Source organism: Pseudomonas sp. JDS08PS003 (genome assembly GCF_045013505.1).
GTDB classification, from domain to species: Bacteria; Pseudomonadota; Gammaproteobacteria; order Pseudomonadales; family Pseudomonadaceae; genus Aquipseudomonas; species Aquipseudomonas protegens_B.
On the sequence record NZ_CP120724.1, the window covers coordinates 2,488,038 to 2,509,875 of the forward strand.

Below are 21,838 nucleotides of genomic sequence, written 5' to 3' on the forward strand. Positions count from 1 at the left end.
ATTGCCTGGAGAAAATACAATGCCGATCACCGAGCAGCATTTGCTGCAGGTTCTCCCGAACGCCCGCCCAGTCGCGGGCATTTTTGTTCCTGCGCTCAACCGCGCCATGGCCCGCTGGAAGATCGACAGCCGCGTGCGCCAAGCTGCCTTCCTGGCCCAGGTCGGCCATGAGTCTGGCCAGCTGCGCTGCCTGGTGGAGAACTTGAACTATCGCGCCGACCGAATCCGACAGATCGGCCAGGCTTCCGCCGCCGGCAGCCGTTGGCGATCCCTGGTGTCGCGATCGGACGAGCTGGGCGGCAAGCCCGAGAAGCTTGCCAATGCGGTCTATGGCGGTCGCATGGGCAATGGTCCGGAGCCCTCCGGTGACGGCTGGCGCTTCCGTGGTCGCGGCCTGATCCAGCTCACTGGCCGCTCGAACTACCGCGCCGCCGCCGACGGCCTGGGGCTGCCCCTGGAGACGCAGCCCGAGCTTCTGGAGCAGCCAGAGCAAGCCGCTCATTCCGCCGCCTGGTGGTGGGCCGCTCATGGCCTGAATGAACTGGCCGACGCCGGCCGCATCCAGGACATCGGCAGTGTCATCAACACCGGACAGCCAGGCCGGGTGCCAAATGGTGCCGTGGAACGGAAAGCACTCTACGAGCTGGCTTTGAAGGTGCTGGCGTGAGCGCCTGGCTGTTACGTGGCGGCCTGCTGGTGCTGGTACTTGCCTCTTACTGGGGGATCTATCAGCACGGACGGTCGATCGAGAGCGCAGAGTGGCAGGCGCGCTGGAATGCGCGTGACGCCGGCGATAAGCAGGCTTGGGCCATCGATGAGCGCGCAGAGCGCGACAAAGAACAGGATCGGCAGAACTCAATCAACAAGGCGGTACAGGATGGACAACGGAAAATCGATAGTGCAGTCGCTGACGCTGTTACTGCTCGCGCTGCTGCTGGGAGCCTGCAGCGGACAGTCGACGATCTCACCGAGCGCCTCAAACGTTCGGCCAGCAGCAATTCCTGCACTGCCGCCGCAAGCCAGGCAGCAACCCGCACAGCCTTGGTGCTTGCCGAGTTGTTCAAGCGAGCTGACGACCGAGCGGGCCAGCTGGCAGCAGATGCTGATCAAAACCGGAGCAGGGGAGTGACTTGTGAGCAGGCTTATGAGGGATTAAGGAGGTGATTTGACGCCTATAAAATTGGTTAAGGCGAGATCATCGTGTACGGGAAAAATTGCTATACCTAAAAGCGGTGATCAGTATTCGATGAGGTAGAGCTCATGAAAAATATGACTTTGTCGGATTGGCAAAATCTGCTTGTTGAGCAGATCAGCTCCGAGATGTGTCTCGATGAGCGCTACTGTGATTTGATTTGCGCCGCTAACGAAATGTTGCGCCTTGGGCTCGTTGACCGCAATGAATGGCATGGTCAGATTCAACAAGCCGGAGATTGGTTGGTTGCGGCAATTGAGCAAGAGCAAGCGCAGGCTGGAAAATGAAAGAGCCCGCCTAGGCGGGCTAAAGCCGGTAAGGGGGGACTCTGGCCCGGCTCAATAATTGTAGAACAATCTTTCGTCTAAGCAAGTGGGCTCGCCTAAGAAACGATGCCTAGCGGCAGACTCATGCGTGTGGCAGCCCAGGTGGTGCCGTGGCTTTAGGCGGGGCAGCGCGGCTCTGTGGCAAGTTCCGAGTCGGAGCAGGGGTGTGACGTGCGAGCAGGCCTATAACAGCCTTGGTGGATGAAGTAAGGAGGGTGGCCCTCAAAATGATGTTGCGATTGCCAGTGCCAACTGTTCATCGGTCATATACGGCCGGTCATAGGCCGAGTGGTAGTACCGAGCTGCTTGCTCAAATTGAGCTCCGCGGATCTCGCCATTTGAGCCGATGAACGCCAGCGCATCCGCCTTGGCTGATTTCATACTCGCAGGGCCATAGACCGTGAGTGCAGTGGTTCCGCTAACAATCAGGAGGGGAGAAATCGTAGTGATGAACATCGCTTTTTCGACTGGATCATTGTTCTCGTGCGCCACAACTGGAGTGCTGGCCACGGCGAGTAAAATCACGCCCAGTGCTTTCATTGAATCCATTCGTGACCGCTTCCTGCCGTCTGGTTGAGGGGCGTCACCATAGCAGGGATAAGGCAGGGCTGACACAAGAGGTCCGGCGCTGGGCCGGGCTTGGAGTGGGGGCTTGCCAGTGATCAGCCGTTGTTCACCGCATCGCCCCCGGCAGACTTGGTGATGGACTCTATCAGTTCTGCTCCGTGATTCCTGACATTGCCGACGGCGGCGCTAACTTTGAACCACTCGAAGGCCTCGGCGGGCTCGCCCTGGTGCAAGGCAATCTGCTCGGCGCGCTCCTTCGGCGTGGCCGGGTCTAGCCACTCCCGGGCCAGGTCTGGGGCCAGGACCACCGGCCGGCGGTCGTGGATATCGACCATGCCGCCCTGTGCGTCGGCGGTGATGATCACAAAGCCGTCGTGCTCGCCCTGGTCCGGGGTCGGAAGCTGTCCGATCGAGGCGCAGAGGATGGGAGAGCCGTCGCGGCGCCGGATCAGGTAGGGCTGCTTCTTCGGCCCGCCTTCGTCCACCCATTCAAACCAGTTGTCTATTGGGCATATGGCACGGTGTGGCCAGATCTGGCGGAAGAAAGGCCCATGGGCCACTTTCTCGACCCTGGCATTGATCGGCGCAGCGCGGTCGGTTGCCCAGTGCGGCCGCCATCCCCAGCGTACTGCGTCGGCATGCAACGTTTCGCCGGCAATATGGAAGAGGGCGAGTTGCATTGTCGGTGCTGCGTTGTAGCGCCCCAGGGGCTGGTCACCGACGTTATTGATCAGAGCCCCCGGCATGCTCAGGGCTGCGACGAAGTCGTGGATACCGCGATACTGAGATAGTCGTCCGCACATGGCTGTGTCCTCGCTTGCTCTCAGCGTAGCTTTCCGTGGGCGCCAGCGGGTATCTGCCGCCGAAGATCCTCGTTCGCCCGGTCCTTGCTGCGAACACTCAGTTCCAGCTCGCTGACCTGCTTTCGCAACAGTGCAGCTTCTCCGGCCTTTTCCCGCAGACGGGCGAGGGCCTCGTCGCGGTCCCTCTCGGTCTGGGCCTGCATGTTGACCAGCTTGTAGATGTTTTCCCGGGCTGCGCGCAGCTGAAGGTTCAGCTCGGCGACTTCATTTTCCAGCAGCAAGGCGTGCTGGCGTGCAGTTTCCAGGGGCGTAGGGATGCCCAGCCAATCGGCCGTGTCGTCTTCGGTGTGCACGGTACTACCTCGAATCCAGTGCTGTATGTACATACAGTAATCGAGGCTTGAACGGGGCGCGATTTGCGCCGACAAACTGTAGGGGGGAGGTGGTGGTGCTGGTTCGGCAGAACGCCGGGGGCGAGGGACTTTCTAGGCGAAAGCCTGTAGGGACTTTTGCGGGGATAGGTGAAACCATGTTGAACATCGTTAGGCGTCGATTGCAGTGGGCGCCTACGTAATGTGCTGATGTTTAAAGCATTTTATGGTTTCTGCCAGCATGGGGTGCTAGGGGTCGAGTGTTCGAATCACTCCGTCCCGACCATATTTTCTGATGAAAATCAGACACTTAAGCCGATCATCTAGATCGGCTTTTTTGTGTCTGCGCAAAACCCGCGCAAAACTAACCGATAATTTCGCTGATATTTAGGTCTGGAACTGCTTCTGACCAGACAATTTCTGCGTGGTCTTTCTGGTAGTTTTTGGTCATGGCCTCGCTGGCGTGGCCGGCGATCTTCTGACCGTCCTTTCCGGCTTTCTGATACAGGTGCAGCGACAGCGCCCGCACTTCGTGGAAGCCCGGCATTTCCTCCTCTTTCCACCCCTTGTAACAACCCGCCGCCTCCCGAGCCTCTTTGAAGGCCTGCGTCAAATACCGTTCCTCGACCTGCGTCCAGTGGTCCTTCGTTTGCGACTGTTTCTGCTTCTTGCGGTCTGGTCGGCGATGGATCAGGTAAGGCGAGACGATGTCATGCCTCCTGAGGCGAAGATGGATCCTGCTGGGGAGGCATAACCATCTTTCTGGATGGAGTCAGAAGGGGGGCAAATAGGGTACAAAATACTGGTTGTATATACAGTTTTTTGCTGGGATAGTCATTCCACTCCTCGGGTGTATAAGAAGCGAAAACCAGCGTGTCGTTGGTGCATACCTTCCTCGACTCGTGTGAAGGCCTTGAGCTTCGAGTAATCGCCAAGAGCGGCTATATGCGGCATCGGCCGTGATCACTGAAAACTCAAGGAAATCCACACATGCAACCAGTTAAGATCGGTGAAAAATTCTATCAATCGAAAGGCTATATAGAAGCCTATGTCACTGTTGTTGATGCCTCACAAAACACCGCAGGGGTAACTATTCGAACTTGCTCCGTGAATGGCGGAACCCTCTTCACAGGTACGGTAAAGCCCACCAAGCCCAGTGGGTACCTCCAGTATCACGCGTTCTATGTGGGTAAGCTCGAAGCGTGGTCGACTATTCCGTATGAGGTGTTTGTGCCGGCTGGCCAAGGTGTGTACTGGTCGCCAGAAAACGACAGGGCGTCGATTATGATGACCTACGACATGCAGCCCTAAGTAGCCATTTGTGCACGGAACCAAATGAGCTAGTTAGCGGATGCGCTGAATCGAAGAGCCTCGGCATACGCTGAGGCTTTTTCGTTTTTGACTATGCCTGAGCCAACACTGGCCCTTTCTTTGATCATGCCCAAGGAGTCGAGCGCATGGAGTTTCTGTATCGCCTCTTCGAGAGGCTTGATACCTGGTTTACCGCGGGATGGGTTGGTGCGTTCGGCAGGTCTTCATGGTCACGTATTGGCAGCGGGTGAAGGTCTGGCTGTGTCGGACATTGAACTGCGAGCACCGCCTGCGCAGTGACAAGGCGCCGGGCGGCATTGAGCGACGGAGGAAGTAGCCCGCGCCACGTTTTCGAATGCGCCAAGTCGTGGTGTGCAATGAGGTTGTTATGAGTATCAAGAAGACGCTGATCCAACTCAATGACATCACGCTCACCTTGTCGGTAGATGATCTGAAGGCTGCGTTCATTGCCAAGTACGGCGATGCTCCCGCAGAGGTGCTGGGTGAGGGCGTGATTCTTCAAAACGCCGCCTTCTCCTGCCACTACCCACAGGAGGGCGTGAAGTTTACTTTTGCTCAGCCACTGGAAGGGCACAACACGTGAGCAATGTAACCCGCCTGCGCCACGCGCTACCGATGCGCCAGGACATCAACAAAGCCTTGAATAATTTGGATGGCGCCATTGCCAAGGCAATAGGCGCCGCCAAGACTACCGGTCTCCCTCAGGGGGTTATCGTCGTGGTGCTGCATGGGCAAGCCCACTCGCAAACCGCGATCATGGTGACTTGAATGAGCTTTAGGGGGCTGCGACGTCAGAATCGCTTAAGGTGAATCCGGGCCGTCTAAATGCTATCAACGTGACGCGCTTTCCAGGGCATGCGCTGAAACCAGGACTGCGGAACCGGGTGCACGATGGCCCGCAGCGCCCTGGCGTAATCCATCACCAGGCCTGGGGTCCAGGCCATGGTCAGCGCACGTCGGCGTACCTGCGCCGCAATCCAGAGTTCAGGCATGAACAGGGTCCGCAAACAGCCTCGCCAGCGCTCGCTGCGAAACGCAAGCACGCCGTCGAGGGACGCCTCAAGCGCATAAGCGACTGAGCTTGAACAGTTGCGGTAGGTCAGGTTGTAGCGGTTATCGAGGCTGTAGTTCATCCAGAAATGCTCAAGGGCACCGCTGTTGTAGTAATGGAACACTATCTTACGGTCCGATTCGCACCAATCTGCCGCCTCTTTCTCATAGTCAGGCTGGAAAGTACCCGGCACATCATTGTCCTTGGTCGCTTTGAGTATGCGGAAAAACTCCGAGGGCGAGCGGTCGATATCCGCGGCGGGGTACAGGCTGATATAGATCGAGGGTTGCAACTCCAGGGCTGCGTGCCCGGTGGAAATAACCCCCTGGCTGTCCACTGCGGCGATATAACGATTGATGACCGGTCGCGGCACCGGCGTATTTTCCGCCGTGCCTTCCGGCGTCCAGATATGCACCACCAACGGTTCATGAGTTGGCGGGCTGATAGACACCTGAGCAAGTTGCGGTTTGACTGCCGACTTTTTTGTGACGTTGAGCGCAGGCGCAGTAGGCGTCAGCAACTCAAAGGAGGACGTCCCACGCACCAGTAAGCTGGCGCGCCTGGCCACGCGCAGGGTACTGATAGCGCTGACGATCATCAATGACCCGATGAAAAACGAGACGGTTGACTGGTAACCGACGGGATAGGGCGTGAACAGCAACAGGGCGAAGATCACCTTGGCAGTGCCAGTGACGACTGACAGGCGCCAATGAGGGTACCGGACGACAAACGCGGACGTGATGACCAGCAAACCGAAGATGAAATAGGAGAAGCCGAAAATAATCGCCAGTAACAGGTTGCTGTAAGTCTTGTTGGCCAGAATCAACAGGGACACGAAGAAACACACGCCGCCCTTGAAAAACAGCACGGCCTTTTGCGCACCGATTCCGCTCGAGGCGACACTCAGCGTGACCAGGCTTTCCAGCAACAGCAGGATGCCGAACGCCTTCATCGGGAAATACAACACCCCGTCCATGCCGTCGATCAGCACACCCACGCCAATCAAGCCCCACAGCAAACCGATGCAGCCAATCACTTTGGCTTTGGAGCGGACGAACTCTGCGCCGAATAACATCAATGCGATTTGAATCATGAGATGTTTCCTTGTTGCCAACGTTACCAATCGAGGTCGCGCATCATTACTTGTAGTGACTGATTTGCCAGTTGCCCACGATCACTTCGCCGGTCGAGTCCGCCATCAGGCCTGGGGTGTTGTCGCAGATTACCCGGGTATCCGATCCCTGCGCAGTGATGCGGAACGTCAGCGAGGCGCCGCCCTGCCTGCGCTGTTGAGTCGACCAATGGCGCCGCAGCTTTTCCTGGTCCTTGGGGTGTACGCGTTCAAGCACGTCATTGAAGGTGGACAATACCGGCGCGTCGATGCCCAGTACTTCACGAAGGTTATCGTCCCAGTAAATCTCGCCTGACTCGGGGTGCAACCGGTACATCACCCCTTCACCCGTCTCCCGGCCGGTGTCGAGGTCGTAACGGCGCGCTGACTTGGCCAGCACCCGCAGAAAAATGATCAACAAGGCGGTCGCGCACAAATAGCACTGGGCCAACAGCAGCGGTTCTCCCGGGTTAAGCCCCTGGAGGAAAAACGGCCCTTGGCCGTTGTCGGTGTGATGAATCACCAGCGTTGCCAGGGTCAGCAACGCCAGAGTCGCGCCACGCCCGGCCCAGGTGACCGAAACAACCACGCAGAAGATGATTGGAATGCACGCCAGCGCAAAGTTCATCGCGGAGCCGGCCGAGTCGGTAGCGCCGGACTTCAACCAGGGAGAATTGACGCCGAAGATAAACCAGGTACTTAGGCACATCAGGACAAACGCGGTCACTCCCGTGAGTCTGGCCAGCCACCCGCTGCGACATACATTCAGATCATCATGGAGCAGGCTCATGATCGCAATCGTGGTGAAGATCACCCCGGTAATGTTGGCGATCCAGGTCACCCACAGCAGATGTTGCAGTGGCATATCGCGTGTGAACGACACCCAGGTTTCGGTCAATGCCGCTTCCACCGCGCACAGAACCACGGTGACGACTATCCAAAGCACAATGGCATGTAAATAGTCGTTGCGCCGGGCAAAACGGCGCACCAGCCAGGCAATGCAAATGGCTGTAATCAAGGCCAGGCAGGAATGCACCAGCGTGGAGACCCAATCGTGTCGCCACTGGAAGTCCAGAAAAATTCGCGTGGTCAGCAGTACCGCAAACAGCAGTGGCCAACGGGAGCGTTGCGAGATGAGGAACGCCGAGACGGCCACGCCCGCCGGGAACCACACCACGGCCACCTGGGTGGCAGGGTCATCGAACTCGAGTGAAATGATGCCCGTCACGTAATAGGCCAGCGCCCACATTAGTAAGCTGGCGGTCTGTAGTAGAGCCCTCGGTAGTATCACTGGGGTTTTTCCGATTCAAAAATGTGGATGTGGATTACGTCATGGCTTATTGCCTGGCAACGGCACCATGACGCTGAGGGTTCAAGCCTGAGGTGGCGTGGGTGTGTGCTGTGTGTGCATGACGGCAAACAGAGTGAACAGAGCACACAAAGCGGCGGTGAGCAGGGGCAAACCGTGCAGACCCAACTGCATGGAGACCCCAGCTAATACCGGGCCCAACAGCGCGCCGATACCCCATGCAACCGACAGTGCGCTGTATACCCCGACCAGTTCGGTGCCGCTGAAACGCTCACCGACCTGAGTCACCACCACCGTATAAATCCCGACAAATACACCGCCCCAGACAAACAACAACCCATACGAAAGCCAGCGCTCAGTGAGTGCCAAGGGCCAGATCAGCGCGCCAACCGCTGAAAGTGCCGACAACACAATGATCAGGCGACGGCGGTCCATGCGGTCGGCGAGCCAGCCAATCGGCAACTGTAGAGCGATTGCGCCAAACAGCAGCATCGACAGCAACCAGGTGGCCTGCTGCACCGGCCAGCCCACGTTGATGGCGTAAATCACCAGCATGTTCATTCCGGCGCTTTCCAGTGCACCGTTCAGCGCGGCCGCTACCAGCGCAAGCGTTGCGATATGCAGATACAGTGAGAGCGGGCGGCCCTTTTCGTGCGCAATCGGGCGGCCATCGGCTTTGATCCCGAGCAGCGAGAGGCCGGCGAGAATTGTAATCAAACTGCCGACAAAGAATGCTGTCGACGACGCATTGCCCAACCAGGACAGAATGAACGGCCCCAGGGCAAATCCCAAAGACAGGCTGGCCACATACATCGCCATCGTTTTTGCCCGGGCCTGCTCGACCGTCGTGTGGTTCAGCCAGGTTTCTGACACCACCATAATGATTTCGCTGAACAGCCCGAGGCCCAGGCGCAATACAAACCAGGTTTCGATGGGTACGAAGGGGAATGCAGCCAACAACACCACCAGCGCGCCCAGCGAAATGGCCAACAACTGTCTGGGACTGAAACGGCGACACAGCATCGGTAGAAATGGCGCGATGGCAAACACACCTACCGCATGCATGGCGGCATTGATGCCAACGTAAACTTCGCTGAAGCCTGCGGTCGTCAACTTGATCGCAATCAAGGGCGCACTCAAACCGTAGCTCAATCCAAAAATCATCACCGTCAAGGTGATGATCAGCTTGTTACGGTTATCAATCACTGCGTTCATCGGCGTCTTCGTTGTATTGATTGGCAGGCGTCTGTCACGTACCCGTACTCAAGGGTTGCGGCGTTGATACCGCCATCGCTCTCTGGATTTCCTTATTTTACGCTCGGTAAGTGTGCGAAACGAATTTCCCTATGTTTTTAATAGCTTCCGACATGCGCTGCACCTCATTTAACTTGACTCTTACCAACACCGGCATCCCGCCACTATTTCAAGTTTCAGGTGATCAGTGGACAGACCTAGCCCTCCAGTATCTCTGCTTGAGTTGTCCGAACTCTCTGACTACGACATCCGCCTGACACCAGCGCCCGAGGTATGGGAATTGCTCCAGGCCGAGATCCTTGCCGATAGCGGAAGCATCCACAACCAGGCGGGCAGGTTCGGATAATCCGCACCTCTCGCGACCAGTAAGGAATCAACATGAGTGCCAAGCAGCCCGACTGGGAGGTGATCGAACGAGCCTCCCGGACAGGGCTCCAGTCATGTCTGAGATCGTCCTGATTCACGTATGCGACACTGTGCTATCTCACTAGGGAATGGAATGTTTACAAATGGTCCAATTGTTAGCGGTGTCCGGAAGCATTCGCGCAGCATCTTCTAACTCCGCACTGCTACGTGCGGCTGAGGTGCTGAGCCCTGAGGGGGTGTCGATCAAGCAGTATCTGGCGGTCGGTCAATTACCGCACTTCGATCCGGACCTGGCTGATGATCCGCCGCAGGTCGTCGCAGAGTTACGGGCTTTGGTGGGTAAGGTAGATGGCATCCTTATTTCGTGCCCTGAGTATGCTCGTGGAATACCTGGTTCTTTCAAGAACGCCTTGGATTGGCTTGTGGCCAGCCATGAGTTTCCTGGTAAGCCGGTTGCACTGTTTAACGCTTCACCTCGTGCGAGTCATGCCCAAGCGGCGCTTCGGTTGGTGCTGAACACCATGTCCGCAATAGTTGTCGAGCCTGCGTCGATAACGGTGAATCTGCTCGCTAAAGGAATGGATGAGGCGGACATCGCAGAGAGCCCAGAGATCAGTAAGCAGATCGTCTCGGCATTGGTTGCATTCAAGAGCCACATTGAGGTCATGCAGGAATCGCGAAGGTGAGCGAATGAACAGGCCTGTGCCTCCCTTCTCACTGCTTGAGCTAACCGATCTGTCCGACTTCGGTATTCCAATCGACTCAACCGGGCGTTCACTGTCGATGCCCCTCATAAGGCTTGGGTGACCGATATCACGTACATCCGGACGTGGCAGGGCTGGTTATATCTGGCCGTCGTACTGGATCTGTATGCTTGCAAAGTGGTCGGCTGGTCAATGAAGCCAACGCTGGGCAAGGAGCTGGCATTGGAGGCATTACTCATGGCGGTATGGCGCCGTAAACCCAAAACCAGAGTCATCGTGCATTCGGATCAGGGTAACCAATATGGCAGTGATGATTGGAAACGTTTTTGTTTGGCCAACCAACTAGAGCCGAGTATGAGCCGCCGAGGAAACTGCAGGGACAATGCCGTGGCGGAGTCTTTTTCAGCAGCCTGAAAAAAGAACGCATTCGCAAGAGGATCTACAAAACCCGTGACATGGCCCGTGCCGACGTATTCGATTACATTGAAGCGTTTTACAACCGAACGCGTCTTCACGGTTACCTGGGCGGCGTCAGTCCTGAGGCCTTCGAAAGTGCCTCACTTTGAGGCTGGAAAATGTCTATGCCCCAATTGATCTGCTTGCCCATATGGGAACACTGGGTACGGTGCAGGCCGTGCATCGCTACCTTGTTCAGAATCATCAGGCGCTTATTGCTGTTCTTCTGCTGGCATGAGTGTGTGGGTGGTGAAGGTCGGTGGAATTATCCTGAGCGTACTGCTGTTTCTGGTAGTGGCATTTGGCACGCTGGACGGCGCATATCACTACGGGATGTCAGTGACGGATGAAGAGTTGCAGTCCCGAAGGAGTCTCGCGACGCAGGCGGCCAACAGTCCTGGGGCCTGGCTGAAGCTGCGGAGCGCGAGAAGGAGCAGACCTAGCAACGATCAATCGACAGGGCGGTGTAAAAACTCCTGCACTGCCGCCGCAATCGCGGCAGCTTCCCGCATAGCCCCGGTGCTTGCCAACGTGCTCAGCGCGCTGATCAAAGAGCTCAATACCTGGCAGTAACTGCTGATCAACGCGGTGCGGGGGGAGTGACGTGCGAGCAGGTCTATGATGGTATTGGCCCGTTTAACGAATGGCCAAGAAGCTCACAAGGTTTACATTACAACCCTGTGAGCTTCCTTTTATTTTTGCGTTCTGGTCGATTTGGCCATTTGTTTCAAGAAGAGCTTGTGCTCGATGGCAAAATTTCCAGTGACTCTCTCATGGTCCGGAACATCTCGCGTGACGACCGACCCCAGCGTTACACAAGCATTTCGTCCAATCGATATCCCCGATGAAATGGTGGCATTCGGACCTATCCATACATCTGACCCCACCTTGACGCTGCCAGCAATCATTGCAGATGCCGCAATTAGGCAGCGTTCACCAATAGTTGAAGAGTGAGCTATATGCACAAGGCAGTCAGTCTTAGTCTGACTGCCAATAACGGTGTCTACCCCAAGAAGCCCCCTGGCTATAGTGTTGTTAGCTCCTATCTCAACGTCCTCACCAATTATCACTCTTCCATCATGCACGACAGAAAGAATGCCTGATTCTGTTCTTTTGTGCTCAAACCCTTCAGCGCCTATTGTTGTGCCCGATCTAATCAAGGCCCCTTTTTTTATTGTCGTGCCGGGTAGAATGGTTACCATTGGTTCTATGGTGACCCCATCTTCTATTGTTACCCCTGTTGGGGATACAAAAGAACTACTGTGTATGTATGATGTTGGGCTTATGTTGCTCTCTGCCATTGATGAGTTTTTTATTGTTGCATGTGCGTTGTATGCACTATAAAAGTCATATCTTGGCGAGGAGGATATGTATATGGTGAGGTCTGGTCTTTGGGGTGTTAAGAGTGATGATATTTCATCGGTGGTAATTACTACTGATATGTTGCTGTTGCTGATCAGATCTCTGGCGAATTTTATAGAGTCGATAAATGTGACTACTTGTTTTGATTTGGAAGACACAAGGCCGAACTCTTTAAAGCTGAATTTGCTTTTGAGTTCGTTATAAAGCTCAGAGTTTACTGATCTGTTTTTATTTGTGTCAAATCCAATCACTTTATGCTCTCCAGTGAAATGCTTTCTGCATCAGAACTCACGATGGACTGAAGGAAGGTTCTAGATCCATGGCCTGTATTCATGAACGAGTCAAGATTTTTTCGTTCTACCTTCATCAGAGATATGCCATTTAATGACGATTTCAAATTTCTGTAATGATCGTTGCTGCAGGAGTTTAGATGTATATGTATTGGGTGGAAGTCATAGATGGATATTTTTCCTGGGAAGAACTCTTTTGACCAGTCAAAATTTGGATTGCTAAATTCTGCATCGTCTTCCCAGTTGTAATTTATTCTGTCAAAGCTGACACCGTCAAAGTTCCAGTTGAAACGTTCAACATGTTTTGCTTTGTGCATTAGGATTGAGGCGTCAAGCTTAAGTTGAGGGAACTCTTTGAATATTTGGTAAAGCATTGGAGAAGACTGAACAAGTGCATGTGTTCTCATGGTTGTTGCGTTGGGTGCATATTTTAGGCAGGTAGTTATGATTTCATGAGTGTTGGCACCTTGAGAGCTTCCAGGCAGAAAGTTTGGGTGAATTCCCAAATTGTGCCCTTGTCTTTCAATTTCAGAATTTAAATCTGTCTCGTGAGTTGTAAAAAACGTTGCCTTAACGTTTTTTGATTTAAGAATTTCAAGGCAAAGTTCGATAGAAGAGTCAGGGGCCCAGTCTATATCGAAAGTTACGTGAAATTTATTGGCCATCCTTTTCCCCACCTTAAACAGATTTGATTGGTGTTTCTGAGGGCGCAGATTCTGTAGCTATTGAGAGAAAATATAAAGGAAAACATATTGGCACACGCCACTGATGGCGTACGGGTAGCCTCCTGTCAGCATCATCCTGAAAAATCCCCAGTCATCTGCATGACTCTGGATTTTTATACAGTGTTGAGATTGGTATGTATTTGCTGATCGCCTCTCGCCGAATAAAGGGCATAACGATTCCAAAAGATGAACAGATCAAGGTACTGGACAAAGAGTTGGCGGTGCAAATGGGCGCCAGCCGGTAGTTCAGGATCATCAAACGCGACTCTCATCGTGGCGCGCGGCATGCCCTAAAAAACGCCGAATAGATTGAAGTAAGCCAACCACTTCACCCGTTAATCAGTATTGCAAAAAAGGGGAGTGCCATAGATTTTTGTGCCCGAAATAGGCCTAAAGATGGGGCCTCCCTCGGTTCTGGCGCCGGCGTCTGGTTGGGCGGAGCAGGCTCGAAAGGGGGATAGACACGATCGACACAATACTGGTTGCATGTACAGTATTTTGTTGAGATAGTGTGCTTCACTCTTCGGACGTCCACGGACTGAAGGCCAGCCAGGCGCTGGCTTTGCCCTACATGTTCCGAGTGAGGGCCGTGAGCCTCGAGTCATCGCCTTTGAGCGACATGAAAGCGGAATCCTCCGCGATTAATCATTCGACTCTATAGGTGAACCGATGAATAAAATTATCAGCGTCTCGCTGTTTGGCCTGTTAGCGCTTTTTGCTGTCAGCATGAATGCCTCGGCAGACACTGCCCTGTCATGGAATCTGGCAAGGGATGTAATTCTGGCTAAGGAGACTGCTCCACAAGGCTCTCCTTGGACGTTTATGCAGAATTCTTCCGGAGTGAACAAAGCCGAAAACTACATCCCATTGCCATACTTCAAAGCCGACTCGTGCAATAACCTCCCCGCTACGTGCTGGATGGATCAAGTGTCTGGGGCTCATGTCTCCGTCCACTTGAAACCTTACACCTACACTGCGAACGGCAGCTTTACCATTGCAGCCGGCGACGTGGCGTTTCACCCAGGTCAGAACAGCCAGACGATCATCCGCTGGACGAGCCCCGTGGTAGGCGAGATCAATATTCTTGGTCGGGTCAACAGCATCCACGCTAGCTGTGGTGATGGTGTGGCCTGGTCCTTGAATCTGGGGGACACGGTTCTTCAGTCGGGTAACTTGGTCAGAGGTAACGGCGCAGTGTTCTCGGCCAGCAAAGTGCCTGTCACCAAGTCGTCAGCCATTTACTTGGTGCTCGACAAGAAAGCCAACTACACCTGTGACACAAGCACTATCGATCTGCTCATTACCAAGTAAAAATTCGGTATTCAGTCCTATCAGGTAGTAGCGGCCAGCTCATTGAAAGCCTGGAGCTTCGAACTCATCGCCGTTGAGCGACATGAAAACCGTGTCCTTCGCGACATAACATTCGACTCAATAGGTGAAAAAATGGAATCAGTAAAACTCGGTGCGTTATTCAAAAACGCCTCGATCTTCGGTACGGCTCAGCTCATTAGCCCTGCTGCTAATGTCAATGGTGTAATAATCCGTACAGGTGCTTTTTCGGCTAACAGTAGCGGTATTGTGACAACGGGTAATGTCGCCCCAACTGGCGTGGGCGACATTTCAAAACCAATTCTGGCTGCTACCGGTCCAGCCGCGTTGACGCTGCCATACCCGATTACTCTTCCTGCCGGTTACGGGTTGTGGATTTCCACGAATAATAACGGTAATGCCTACATCACTTACGATCTGTTGTAAGAAAAGATAGAGGGGGAGGCCATGTTTCTTGGCCTACTCATCTACCAGAGGGAAAGACCATTAGACCTATTGCAAGGCCTCGCGAATGTGCGGGGCCTTTGCGTTTTTAGCTCCTCCACACCCATCGCCCTAAGCTGTGTTGTCCGGCGTTGGCCAGTAATCTGAATCACCTGCGCCAAGAAATGTTAGCGACGCGCTGCCAGGGTACGGGTCGTTGCCCTGGGGGAGGGCCAAGCTTGACCAGGGCGCTGCAAACGCATGGCTGCGGGAGCGGGTCGGATGTTGGCGACCTGATTTCTCCGGCAATGAAGTCTGGCGCTTGTAGTGGGCTTTAGTTGAGGTTGTGTTTGCCCAACGCTTGCCCGGGGAGGGTTGAGGCAACAAGCCCGGCGCTGAACCGGGCTTGTCGAGAGGCGGCCCAATCGAGCTACGCAGCGAGTTTAGAGGCGCTCAGGCTTTTCTTGAGGGCGGCCTTCATTACCAGCATTTGCTCACCCAGTTCTTCGAGCTTGGCGTTGCCCAACAGCTTCTTGGCCTGAGGGAACATTTCGCTTTCTTCTTCCCCGATGTGATGCTCCAGCAGCTCCTTCACCACTTTGACGCGCCCCGCGAATTCGGGTTGGGTGGGGTCGGTGTTCTTCAGGTCAGGAAGGACAAGCGAGTCGACGGTCCGATGCTCTTCCTTGGCCTCATAGTACATTTCGGCCTGTTCCTTATCTCCCGCTTGCTTGAAGGCGGGGTACAGGATCTGTTCTTCGAGTTGAGTGTGGATGGTGATTTCCAGCTCGAGTTTGTCCAGCAGGTCGGTGCGTTTCTTCACTGCTCGGTCAGTCGATTCACTCAACTGAGTCAGGATGGACTTCACCTTTTCATGGTCGGCTTTCAGCAGGTCGATGGCGTTCATTTTTTTGCCTCACGGTCATGGATAGAAGATCGCCGATCTCTGCCGGCACTTCATGAATGTCCCGTTAGTGGCTGCATTGGCCATGCCAGTGGAGCGGATTTTTAAAGCGTCGAGATTTCAATGAGCTACGTATCTGGCTGGCCAATGGACCTCATGCAGACTGCACGAACATGACCTTTACGCAGTGCAGATCACGGTATTGGCGTGGTGTGGACCCTGCACCCAACGTACTGCATCAGCATGCAAGGCATCGCCGACTGCGATGATGGATCAACAGCTCAGCGCCCATGGCGTAGCGCATCAACCACCACCCGAAAGGCTGATGAATGCTCTCGGCAGTGGGGGCGGGCGACCCCTTGCAAAATTGTCAGCTCAGCGCCCCGGAATCTGTTGATATAGCGCGCTTTGTGGCCCTCTAGCCATCAGCAAGGGCGGCGGGTGCTATGCCACACCGCTCGCAGAGACAGGTCGAAAGAGCGGCAACGCTCGCAGCAAATCAATGGACGGTAGAGCAGTAATGAAACGCAACATGATGTTGTTGGCCTGGACCTTGGTGCTGGCCGCGCCTGCCTGGGCAGAAGGCAAGCGGCTGATCCCGAGCAGCGAGCACGCCACGGGCGGCTACCTCTCGTCGCAGTTGTTGCTCAAGCCTTGTGCGGATGTGGCCGCGCTGGGGTTTGCCGATGACGAGAGTGCACAGCGCAGCGCTGCAGAGGCGCGCAAGGCCCTGCCGGCGGGCACCTGTGAGGATGGGGCCCTGGTGGAGAAGCTGTTCAAGGCGCGGTTTCTGCAGCACGCGGCTATCGCCATGGTCTACACCCCGTGGCAGCTCGACGAGAAGATCGCCCGGCAAGACCGGGCCATCAGTCGATGCCAGGACACCCAGTGCCTGGCGCGGGAGCTGGATGGCGTGATTGCCGCCCTGTCACCGGTGTACCTCGGTGCTCCGCGACAATGGCCCAGGGGCCAGGGGCTGTGTGCAGCCGATCCGATCGAGACGCCTGCAGGCCAGGTGCTGGCACGGTTGGGTGCGGACTCAAGTCAGGCCATCACGGGCACCTGCGCCGAGGACGAAGTGCTGGCGCTGACCTGCCGCGGCCCCCATGGCAAGTGGTTGTTTGTCAGCTGCGGCATGAGCGGCAATCAGGTCAATTCGAGCCAATGGCTATTCCGGGCGAGCACGGCGCCCCCCCAGCCGTTGCTTGCGGTCGAGGATGGCCCGGTGGCGGTGCTTGAAACGGCCTGCAATGGCCTGCCCGACCTGATGACCAGTGCCCGGGTCAGTGCCGGGGAGCATGACCTGAGTTACTACCGTTACGACGGCAAGGCGTATCGGCAGGTGTATGCCTACAGCATTGAATTCGTGGGCAGCGACGCCAACGGCAACGATCTGCTCATCGCCCGAGGTGGGGCAAAGACTCGGGTGGTTTGCCGCTAGCGCTGCAAGGGGCAGGCCGGTTGACCATGGATTGTCAGCGGCCTGCTCTGGTGGCCGTTACTCGGGGCGGCTGACTAACGCCCTGCAGCCTCCGGTTGCGCCTGCAGCAATTCGTCGAGCACCCCCATGAAGGCTTCCACCAATTGGCTGCGCCCCTGCTTGCGGGTCAGTACCAGCAGTTGCGCCGTGGCGCCGGGGTCCGTCAGCGGCCGGTAGGTCACGCCTTTCTTGGCCAGGGTCTGGGTGCAGCGGGGCACCAGGGCGATGCCCTGGCCGGCGGCGACCAGGGCGATGATCGAGGTGATCTGCCGGCCGCTGGGGCCCGGCCGCAGCGGCAGGCCGTTACGCCGGTAGAGTTGTTCGATCGCCTCGTTGAGCCCCGAACCGTAGTCCGCGGGAAACAGGATCAGCGGGTGTTCGCTGAGCTCGGCCAGGGTCACCTGATCCTGGGCGGCCAGGGGACTGTCGCTGGAGATGGCCGCCACCAAGGGTTCGTCCCCCAGGGACAGGGCCTGGATTTCGCTCTGTTCGCTGGGAGGCTGCATCCGGCTCATGCCGATATCGATTCGTCCATCGACGATCTGCGACCACTGGCTGACCGAGGCACCTTCCACCAGGGTCAACTGTACGTCCGGGAAGCGCTGAGCGAAGGCCTGGATCGCCTGGCTGAACAGGTCCGACAGGGCGATCGAGCTGGCGTAGCCCAGGGCCAGTTGCCCGGCGCAACCCTTGGCCAGCTTGCTGGCCATGACCTGGGTCAGGTCCACCTGCTCCAGCACAGCCCGGGCGTAAGGCAAAAAGTGCCGGCCCTGGGCGGTGAGCGAGACGGTGCGACTGGTGCGGTCGAACAGGCGAAACCCCAGCTCGGCTTCCAGTGCCGAAATCTGCCGGGTCAGCGGCGGTTGCGCGAGGTGCAGGCGCAGGGCGGCACGGCCAAAGTGCAGCTCCTCGGCGACAGTCAGAAAGTAACGCAATTTGCGTAGATCGAGCATCCGGTTCCCTGGGTATTGATCGGTCGTAAATCGGTATTGGTCTTGGAGTTGCGGCGTATTTTATAAAGGCCTTTCGTCATAAAACGAGAGGTTTCATGAATTCGCGCCAGCATTGTGCCCGCATCGCCCTGTTTTTGTGCGGTTGTGCGGCCTTTCTCAACCTGTATGCAACCCAGGGCATTCTCCAGGAGTTCGCCCAGAGCTTTCAGGTGAGCATCAGGGAAGCCGGCTGGAGCATCACCGTGACCACCCTGGCAGTGGCCATTACCGCGCCCTTTGTCAGCCGTTTCACGGGCCGTTTCCAGCAGCGCTCGGTGATCGTCCTGGCCTCCCTGTTGCTGGCGCTGCCGGCGCTGCTGGCGGCCTGTGCCGGCAGCTTCGCCCAGTTGCTGTTCTGGCGCTTCATCGAAGGCATGCTGATCCCGGTGGTGTTCGCCACCAGCGTGGCCTACATCGGCGATCGCTGGAGCGGCGGCACCGTCACCGAAGTCACCAGCCTCTACGTGGCCGGCACCGTGCTGGGCGGTTTCGCCGGACGCTTCGTCACCGGTTTCATGACCGAATACGTCGGCTGGCGCGAGGCCTTCGCCCTGTTGGCCGGCCTGAGCCTGCTGATCGGCGTGGCCATCCATTTCCTGTTGCCGGCCAATGCGCCAGTGGTCAGCACAAGCGCCCAGAACCGCGTGCGGGCCCTGCGCGAGCTGTGCCGCCGGCCCTTGCTGGCGGCCTATGGCGTGGGCTTCTGCGTGCTGTTCTCCCAGGTGGCCACCTTCACCTACGCCGGGCTCTACCTCAGCCTGCCGCCCTTCGACCTGGGCGCCGCGGCGCTGGGGGCCATCTACAGCGTATTCCTGCTGGCACTGGTGGTGATTCCCATCGCCGGTCGCCTGAGCAAGTCCCGGCCCCAGGCCGAGTTGCTCAAGGTTGCGGCCCTGCTCGGAGTCGGCGGCTCGGCCCTGACCCTGTTGCCTTCCCTGTGGCTGATCGTGCTGGGCCTGGCCTTGAGTTCCACCGGGGTATTCCTGGCCCAGGCCGCCGCCAACTCCTTTACCACCGCCACCGCCCGCCACAACAAGGCCGGGGCGGTGGGGCTGTACCTGACGTTCTATTACCTGGGAGGCAGTTTCGGCGCTGTGGTCCCGGCACTGCTCTGGAGCCATTGGGGCTGGCAGGGCTGTGTGGCGCTGATCGTGGTCTTCCAACTGCTGTCGCTGCTGATTGCCTGGGGCGGCTGGAAGCCCCTCGAACCCGAAGCACCGGTTGCCGATCCCAGGCCGGTGACCCCCCTAGATTCATCATCCAACAAGGAATACGTGAGGTGACCATGAATAACGTACTGACCCGGCAGAGCCAGTTGTTGAAGATCGTCGAACCTGTGTTGAACGACATGCCGGCCAGTGTCTTGAAGCATGCGCTGTTCGAGGCGTTCTGGAGCGAAGAGAACGCCCTGGTGGACATCGAGAATGCCTTCGAGAAGCTCACCTCGCGCCGCCACGCGCCTGCCGTGCTGCGCAAGTTCTTCGCCAGCTGGTCGAAGACCAACAATTCCGCCACCAGCGTTTCCGGCCTGGCCAACCGCATCACCTTGCTGGCCCGCTCGGGGCAGGGCTCGGAAGCCGCCGACGGTCTCTATCGCGCCTGTGGCAGCCTGCAGCGCATTACCGATGAAGACCTCGGCGCCCTGGGCAACACCCTGCATTCGGACCTGTTCTACAACATGGCGACGCCCATTTGCGGCGACGACCAGTGGCTGCTCAAGGAAAACTGCCTGCCCTCGGCGCAAGCCTTCAAGGACTGGACCGACTTTCGCCGTCTGCGCGATCGCGACCTGCTCCAGGGCCTGCTGACCACCCTGATCCACGAGGTCTATACCCACGGTGAAGTGGAGTTCATCCACCCGCTGTACAAGCAATGGTTCGTCCGCGACATGGGCGTACCGGCGGAAAAGGCCCGCACCACCGTGGCCTGGGTCACGGTGCACACCGGCGGCACCGAGAGCAATCACTTCGCCCATGCGGTGGCGGCGGTCGAGGGGTTCGTCGATGCCATGCAGGTGCGTGTCGACCCCCACGCAGCGCGGGAGATCTTCTGCGAATACTTGCAGCGCAAGGCCCGGGTGATGCGCGACTGCACTCAACTGTTGCGCTGATGGCGTGCGGCCCGGCCCTGGCAACGGGGCTGGTGGCCGGCCCAGGCTTGCCTATCCTGTGACTGATCCCTATCCCTTCCACCTCGCAGCCTGCCCCCAAGATGAATGACCTGAAACACAGCGCCTCCCTGGAGGCCTCGCCGGCCAGCGACACCTCGGTACGCCGCCGCTCCCTGGTGGCCGGTTGCAGTGCTCATGCGGTACACGACGGCCTCACCGATGTGATCTACGTGCTGCTGCCGATCTGGCAGGCGCAGTTCGCCATGAGCTATGCCCAGATCGGCCTGTTGCGCGGGGTCTATTCCGGGATGATGGCCGGGTTCCAACTGCTGGCCAGCCGTGCCGCCAAGCGCTGGGGACGCGAGCGCCTGCTGGTGGGCGGTACGGCCCTGGCCGGGCTGGCCTACCTGCTGGCGGGGCAGGCCGGGGGCTTGAGCGTGTTGCTCCTGGCCCTGCTGCTGGGCGGCCTGGGGGCCAGTACCCAGCATCCGCTGGCGTCTTCCTTGATCACCGACACCCATGAAGCCGGAGGCGGGGTCAAGGAGGCCCTGTCCCAGTACAACTTTGCCGGGGACATCGGCAAGACCCTGATCCCCGGTCTGGTGGGCCTGTTGCTGACGGTGATCAGCTGGCGCGCCAGTGTCACCCTGATCGGCCTCCTGGGGCTGGCCGCCGCGCTGTTGCTGTGGTGGCTGATTCCCTCTCGGGCCGTCACCGCGGCCATGAGCGAGAAGGCGCCCAAGGCGGTCAAGGGCCAAGGCTCCGCCAGCGGGATGCGCGCGTTGATCCTCACCGGCACCCTGGACAGCGCGGTGCGCATGGGTTTTCTGACCTTCCTGCCGTTTCTGCTCAAGGCCAAGGGCGCCGGCACCGCCGGCATCGGCCTGGCCCTGACCCTGCTGTTTGTCGGTGGCGCCTTCGGCAAGTTGCTGTGCGGTTACCTGGGGGCGCGCATCGGCATGATGAAGACGGTGTGGATCACCGAGTTCACCACCGCCAGCCTGATCGTGCTGGCGGTATTTCTGCCCTACAACGGCCTGATGCTGATGTTGCCCTTGCTGGGCCTGGCCCTGAACGGCACCTCCTCGGTGCTGTATGGCGCGGTGCCGGACCTGGCGGGGGCCGGCAAGCGCGAGCAGGCGTTCTCGTTGTTCTATACCGGCACCATCGGTGGTGGGGCGCTGGCTCCGGTGCTGTTCGGCAGCCTGGGGGACGTCACCGGGATACCCCTGGCGGTGATGGCCCTGTCCGCCACGCTGCTGCTGACGCTGCCCCTGTCCTGGTATGTGCAGCGCGGCCTGGACGCGGATGCCCGGTCATTGTCCAGCCCTGGCTGACGCTCGCTGTCGTCCCTTGAATCATCAGGCCCGGGGCTGTTCTG

At 57.5% G+C, this 21,838-nt stretch carries 23 protein-coding genes and 2 pseudogenes; 14 read left to right on the plus strand and 11 right to left on the minus strand.

What is annotated here, in order from left to right; translation table 11 throughout:
• Positions 1 to 19 precede the first annotated feature (19 nt).
• The 3 genes from P7C00_RS11540 to P7C00_RS11550 all read left to right on the plus strand — a co-directional run bounded on the left by P7C00_RS11540 (position 20) and on the right by P7C00_RS11550 (position 1,479).
• Complete coding sequence (locus tag P7C00_RS11540) at positions 20 to 667, plus strand: glycoside hydrolase family 19 protein (RefSeq protein ID WP_404939052.1); 648 nt, start codon at positions 20 to 22, stop codon at positions 665 to 667.
• Positions 664 to 1,164: a DUF2514 family protein gene (locus P7C00_RS11545; protein ID WP_404939054.1), complete on the plus strand. Its 501-nt coding sequence runs from the start codon at positions 664 to 666 to the stop codon at positions 1,162 to 1,164. Before P7C00_RS11540 ends, P7C00_RS11545 begins: the two co-directional genes overlap by 4 nt.
• Before the next feature lie 96 nt (positions 1,165 to 1,260).
• Positions 1,261 to 1,479, plus strand: coding sequence for a hypothetical protein (locus tag P7C00_RS11550; RefSeq protein ID WP_404939056.1), 219 nt, complete (start codon positions 1,261 to 1,263; stop codon positions 1,477 to 1,479).
• 261 nt (positions 1,480 to 1,740) lie between these two features.
• Here the strand turns inward: P7C00_RS11550 and P7C00_RS11555 are convergent, their stop codons facing one another.
• The 4 genes and pseudogenes from P7C00_RS11555 to P7C00_RS11570 all read right to left on the minus strand — a co-directional run.
• Positions 1,741 to 2,067, minus strand: a complete 327-nt coding sequence (locus P7C00_RS11555) for a DUF2388 domain-containing protein (RefSeq protein ID WP_404939058.1) — start codon at positions 2,065 to 2,067, stop codon at positions 1,741 to 1,743.
• Between the two features lie 113 nt (positions 2,068 to 2,180).
• Positions 2,181 to 2,888 carry an SOS response-associated peptidase family protein gene (locus P7C00_RS11560; protein WP_404939060.1) on the minus strand — a complete coding sequence of 236 codons (708 nt, stop codon included), beginning with the start codon at positions 2,886 to 2,888 and terminating at the stop codon, positions 2,181 to 2,183.
• Between the two features lie 20 nt (positions 2,889 to 2,908).
• A complete protein-coding gene (locus P7C00_RS11565) occupies positions 2,909 to 3,274 on the minus strand; it encodes a hypothetical protein (RefSeq protein ID WP_404939062.1) in 366 nt (121 codons plus the stop codon).
• A 349-nt stretch (positions 3,275 to 3,623) separates the two neighbouring features.
• Positions 3,624 to 3,977: pseudogene (locus P7C00_RS11570) on the minus strand (integrase); the annotation flags it as partial.
• Between the two features lie 272 nt (positions 3,978 to 4,249).
• On the opposite strand from P7C00_RS11570, the gene P7C00_RS11575 reads away from it, so the two are divergent.
• The 3 genes from P7C00_RS11575 (at position 4,250) to P7C00_RS11585 (ending at position 5,359) form a co-directional block, all read left to right on the plus strand.
• Positions 4,250 to 4,570: a hypothetical protein gene (locus tag P7C00_RS11575; RefSeq protein ID WP_346631671.1), complete on the plus strand. Its 321-nt coding sequence runs from the start codon at positions 4,250 to 4,252 to the stop codon at positions 4,568 to 4,570.
• A 388-nt stretch (positions 4,571 to 4,958) separates the two neighbouring features.
• Complete coding sequence (locus P7C00_RS11580) at positions 4,959 to 5,174, plus strand: hypothetical protein (protein ID WP_404939064.1); 216 nt, start codon at positions 4,959 to 4,961, stop codon at positions 5,172 to 5,174.
• On the plus strand, positions 5,171 to 5,359 hold the full coding sequence (locus P7C00_RS11585; protein ID WP_404939066.1) for a hypothetical protein: 189 nt from the start codon (positions 5,171 to 5,173) through the stop codon (positions 5,357 to 5,359). The genes P7C00_RS11580 and P7C00_RS11585 overlap by 4 nt, the downstream gene beginning before the upstream one ends.
• Before the next feature lie 53 nt (positions 5,360 to 5,412).
• Here the strand turns inward: P7C00_RS11585 and P7C00_RS11590 are convergent, their stop codons facing one another.
• The 3 genes from P7C00_RS11590 to P7C00_RS11600 all read right to left on the minus strand — a co-directional run bounded on the left by P7C00_RS11590 (position 5,413) and on the right by P7C00_RS11600 (position 9,277).
• On the minus strand, positions 5,413 to 6,735 hold the full coding sequence (locus P7C00_RS11590; RefSeq protein ID WP_346631670.1) for a hypothetical protein: 1,323 nt from the start codon (positions 6,733 to 6,735) through the stop codon (positions 5,413 to 5,415).
• Between the two features lie 46 nt (positions 6,736 to 6,781).
• Complete coding sequence (locus P7C00_RS11595) at positions 6,782 to 8,002, minus strand: MASE1 domain-containing protein (protein ID WP_404939068.1); 1,221 nt, start codon at positions 8,000 to 8,002, stop codon at positions 6,782 to 6,784.
• 123 nt (positions 8,003 to 8,125) lie between these two features.
• Entirely contained in the window at positions 8,126 to 9,277 is a 1,152-nt protein-coding gene (locus P7C00_RS11600) for an MFS transporter (RefSeq protein ID WP_404939070.1), read from the minus strand.
• 548 nt (positions 9,278 to 9,825) lie between these two features.
• Between P7C00_RS11600 and P7C00_RS11605 the strand changes: the two genes are divergently transcribed.
• Both P7C00_RS11605 and P7C00_RS11610 read left to right on the plus strand, forming a co-directional pair.
• Positions 9,826 to 10,368: an NADPH-dependent FMN reductase gene (locus tag P7C00_RS11605; protein ID WP_346631668.1), complete on the plus strand. Its 543-nt coding sequence runs from the start codon at positions 9,826 to 9,828 to the stop codon at positions 10,366 to 10,368.
• 69 nt (positions 10,369 to 10,437) lie between these two features.
• Positions 10,438 to 10,952, plus strand: a pseudogene (locus tag P7C00_RS11610) (IS3 family transposase); the annotation flags it as partial.
• Positions 10,953 to 11,534: 582 nt separating this feature from the next.
• On the opposite strand, the gene P7C00_RS11615 reads toward P7C00_RS11610, so the two are convergent.
• Positions 11,535 to 12,455 (minus strand): UDP-3-O-(3-hydroxymyristoyl)glucosamine N-acyltransferase, encoded by a 921-nt coding sequence (locus tag P7C00_RS11615; RefSeq protein WP_404939072.1) that lies wholly within the window; start codon positions 12,453 to 12,455, stop codon positions 11,535 to 11,537.
• Positions 12,452 to 13,159, minus strand: a complete 708-nt coding sequence (locus P7C00_RS11620; RefSeq protein ID WP_404939074.1) for a hypothetical protein — start codon at positions 13,157 to 13,159, stop codon at positions 12,452 to 12,454. The genes P7C00_RS11615 and P7C00_RS11620 overlap by 4 nt, the downstream gene beginning before the upstream one ends.
• A 729-nt stretch (positions 13,160 to 13,888) precedes the next feature.
• Between P7C00_RS11620 and P7C00_RS11625 the strand changes: the two genes are divergently transcribed.
• Together P7C00_RS11625 and P7C00_RS11630 are read left to right on the plus strand one after the other, a co-directional pair.
• A complete protein-coding gene (locus tag P7C00_RS11625; RefSeq protein ID WP_404939076.1) occupies positions 13,889 to 14,530 on the plus strand; it encodes a hypothetical protein in 642 nt (213 codons plus the stop codon).
• Between the two features lie 132 nt (positions 14,531 to 14,662).
• Complete coding sequence (locus P7C00_RS11630; protein ID WP_404939078.1) at positions 14,663 to 14,974, plus strand: hypothetical protein; 312 nt, start codon at positions 14,663 to 14,665, stop codon at positions 14,972 to 14,974.
• A gap of 427 nt (positions 14,975 to 15,401) precedes the next feature.
• Here the strand turns inward: P7C00_RS11630 and P7C00_RS11635 are convergent, their stop codons facing one another.
• On the minus strand, positions 15,402 to 15,878 hold the full coding sequence (locus P7C00_RS11635) for a hemerythrin domain-containing protein (protein ID WP_346631663.1): 477 nt from the start codon (positions 15,876 to 15,878) through the stop codon (positions 15,402 to 15,404).
• A gap of 517 nt (positions 15,879 to 16,395) precedes the next feature.
• Between P7C00_RS11635 and P7C00_RS11640 the strand changes: the two genes are divergently transcribed.
• Positions 16,396 to 17,316 carry a hypothetical protein gene (locus P7C00_RS11640; protein ID WP_404939080.1) on the plus strand — a complete coding sequence of 307 codons (921 nt, stop codon included), beginning with the start codon at positions 16,396 to 16,398 and terminating at the stop codon, positions 17,314 to 17,316.
• Between the two features lie 74 nt (positions 17,317 to 17,390).
• Here P7C00_RS11640 and P7C00_RS11645 read toward each other — a convergent pair whose 3' ends face one another.
• Positions 17,391 to 18,308, minus strand: coding sequence for a LysR family transcriptional regulator (locus tag P7C00_RS11645; protein WP_404939082.1), 918 nt, complete (start codon positions 18,306 to 18,308; stop codon positions 17,391 to 17,393).
• A 95-nt stretch (positions 18,309 to 18,403) separates the two neighbouring features.
• Here P7C00_RS11645 and P7C00_RS11650 point away from each other — a divergent pair, with 95 nt between their 5' ends.
• The 3 genes from P7C00_RS11650 (at position 18,404) to P7C00_RS11660 (ending at position 21,794) form a co-directional block, all read left to right on the plus strand.
• A complete protein-coding gene (locus tag P7C00_RS11650) occupies positions 18,404 to 19,630 on the plus strand; it encodes an MFS transporter (protein ID WP_404939084.1) in 1,227 nt (408 codons plus the stop codon).
• A gap of 2 nt (positions 19,631 to 19,632) precedes the next feature.
• Entirely contained in the window at positions 19,633 to 20,457 is an 825-nt protein-coding gene (locus P7C00_RS11655) for a hypothetical protein (RefSeq protein WP_346631659.1), read from the plus strand.
• 101 nt (positions 20,458 to 20,558) lie between these two features.
• Positions 20,559 to 21,794, plus strand: a complete 1,236-nt coding sequence (locus tag P7C00_RS11660; protein ID WP_346631658.1) for an MFS transporter — start codon at positions 20,559 to 20,561, stop codon at positions 21,792 to 21,794.
• Positions 21,795 to 21,838: the final 44 nt, after the last annotated feature.

What these genes read in the sequence shown, in the direction of transcription:
- P7C00_RS11540 (WP_404939052.1), top strand. Translation starts at nt 20, where the DNA reads ATGCCGATCACCGAGCAGCATTTGCTGCAGGTTCTCCCGAACGCCCGC.
- P7C00_RS11550 (WP_404939056.1), top strand. Translation starts at nt 1,261, where the DNA reads ATGAAAAATATGACTTTGTCGGATTGGCAAAATCTGCTTGTTGAGCAG.
- P7C00_RS11555 (WP_404939058.1), bottom strand. Translation starts at nt 2,067, where the DNA reads ATGGATTCAATGAAAGCACTGGGCGTGATTTTACTCGCCGTGGCCAGC.
- P7C00_RS11560 (WP_404939060.1), bottom strand. Translation starts at nt 2,888, where the DNA reads ATGTGCGGACGACTATCTCAGTATCGCGGTATCCACGACTTCGTCGCA.
- P7C00_RS11565 (WP_404939062.1), bottom strand. Translation starts at nt 3,274, where the DNA reads ATGTACATACAGCACTGGATTCGAGGTAGTACCGTGCACACCGAAGAC.
- P7C00_RS11575 (WP_346631671.1), top strand. Translation starts at nt 4,250, where the DNA reads ATGCAACCAGTTAAGATCGGTGAAAAATTCTATCAATCGAAAGGCTAT.
- P7C00_RS11580 (WP_404939064.1), top strand. Translation starts at nt 4,959, where the DNA reads ATGAGTATCAAGAAGACGCTGATCCAACTCAATGACATCACGCTCACC.
- P7C00_RS11590 (WP_346631670.1), bottom strand. Translation starts at nt 6,735, where the DNA reads ATGATTCAAATCGCATTGATGTTATTCGGCGCAGAGTTCGTCCGCTCC.
- P7C00_RS11595 (WP_404939068.1), bottom strand. Translation starts at nt 8,002, where the DNA reads ATGTGGGCGCTGGCCTATTACGTGACGGGCATCATTTCACTCGAGTTC.
- P7C00_RS11600 (WP_404939070.1), bottom strand. Translation starts at nt 9,277, where the DNA reads ATGAACGCAGTGATTGATAACCGTAACAAGCTGATCATCACCTTGACG.
- P7C00_RS11605 (WP_346631668.1), top strand. Translation starts at nt 9,826, where the DNA reads ATGGTCCAATTGTTAGCGGTGTCCGGAAGCATTCGCGCAGCATCTTCT.
- P7C00_RS11620 (WP_404939074.1), bottom strand. Translation starts at nt 13,159, where the DNA reads ATGGCCAATAAATTTCACGTAACTTTCGATATAGACTGGGCCCCTGAC.
- P7C00_RS11625 (WP_404939076.1), top strand. Translation starts at nt 13,889, where the DNA reads ATGAATAAAATTATCAGCGTCTCGCTGTTTGGCCTGTTAGCGCTTTTT.
- P7C00_RS11630 (WP_404939078.1), top strand. Translation starts at nt 14,663, where the DNA reads ATGGAATCAGTAAAACTCGGTGCGTTATTCAAAAACGCCTCGATCTTC.
- P7C00_RS11635 (WP_346631663.1), bottom strand. Translation starts at nt 15,878, where the DNA reads ATGAACGCCATCGACCTGCTGAAAGCCGACCATGAAAAGGTGAAGTCC.
- P7C00_RS11640 (WP_404939080.1), top strand. Translation starts at nt 16,396, where the DNA reads ATGAAACGCAACATGATGTTGTTGGCCTGGACCTTGGTGCTGGCCGCG.
- P7C00_RS11645 (WP_404939082.1), bottom strand. Translation starts at nt 18,308, where the DNA reads ATGCTCGATCTACGCAAATTGCGTTACTTTCTGACTGTCGCCGAGGAG.
- P7C00_RS11650 (WP_404939084.1), top strand. Translation starts at nt 18,404, where the DNA reads ATGAATTCGCGCCAGCATTGTGCCCGCATCGCCCTGTTTTTGTGCGGT.
- P7C00_RS11655 (WP_346631659.1), top strand. Translation starts at nt 19,633, where the DNA reads ATGAATAACGTACTGACCCGGCAGAGCCAGTTGTTGAAGATCGTCGAA.
- P7C00_RS11660 (WP_346631658.1), top strand. Translation starts at nt 20,559, where the DNA reads ATGAATGACCTGAAACACAGCGCCTCCCTGGAGGCCTCGCCGGCCAGC.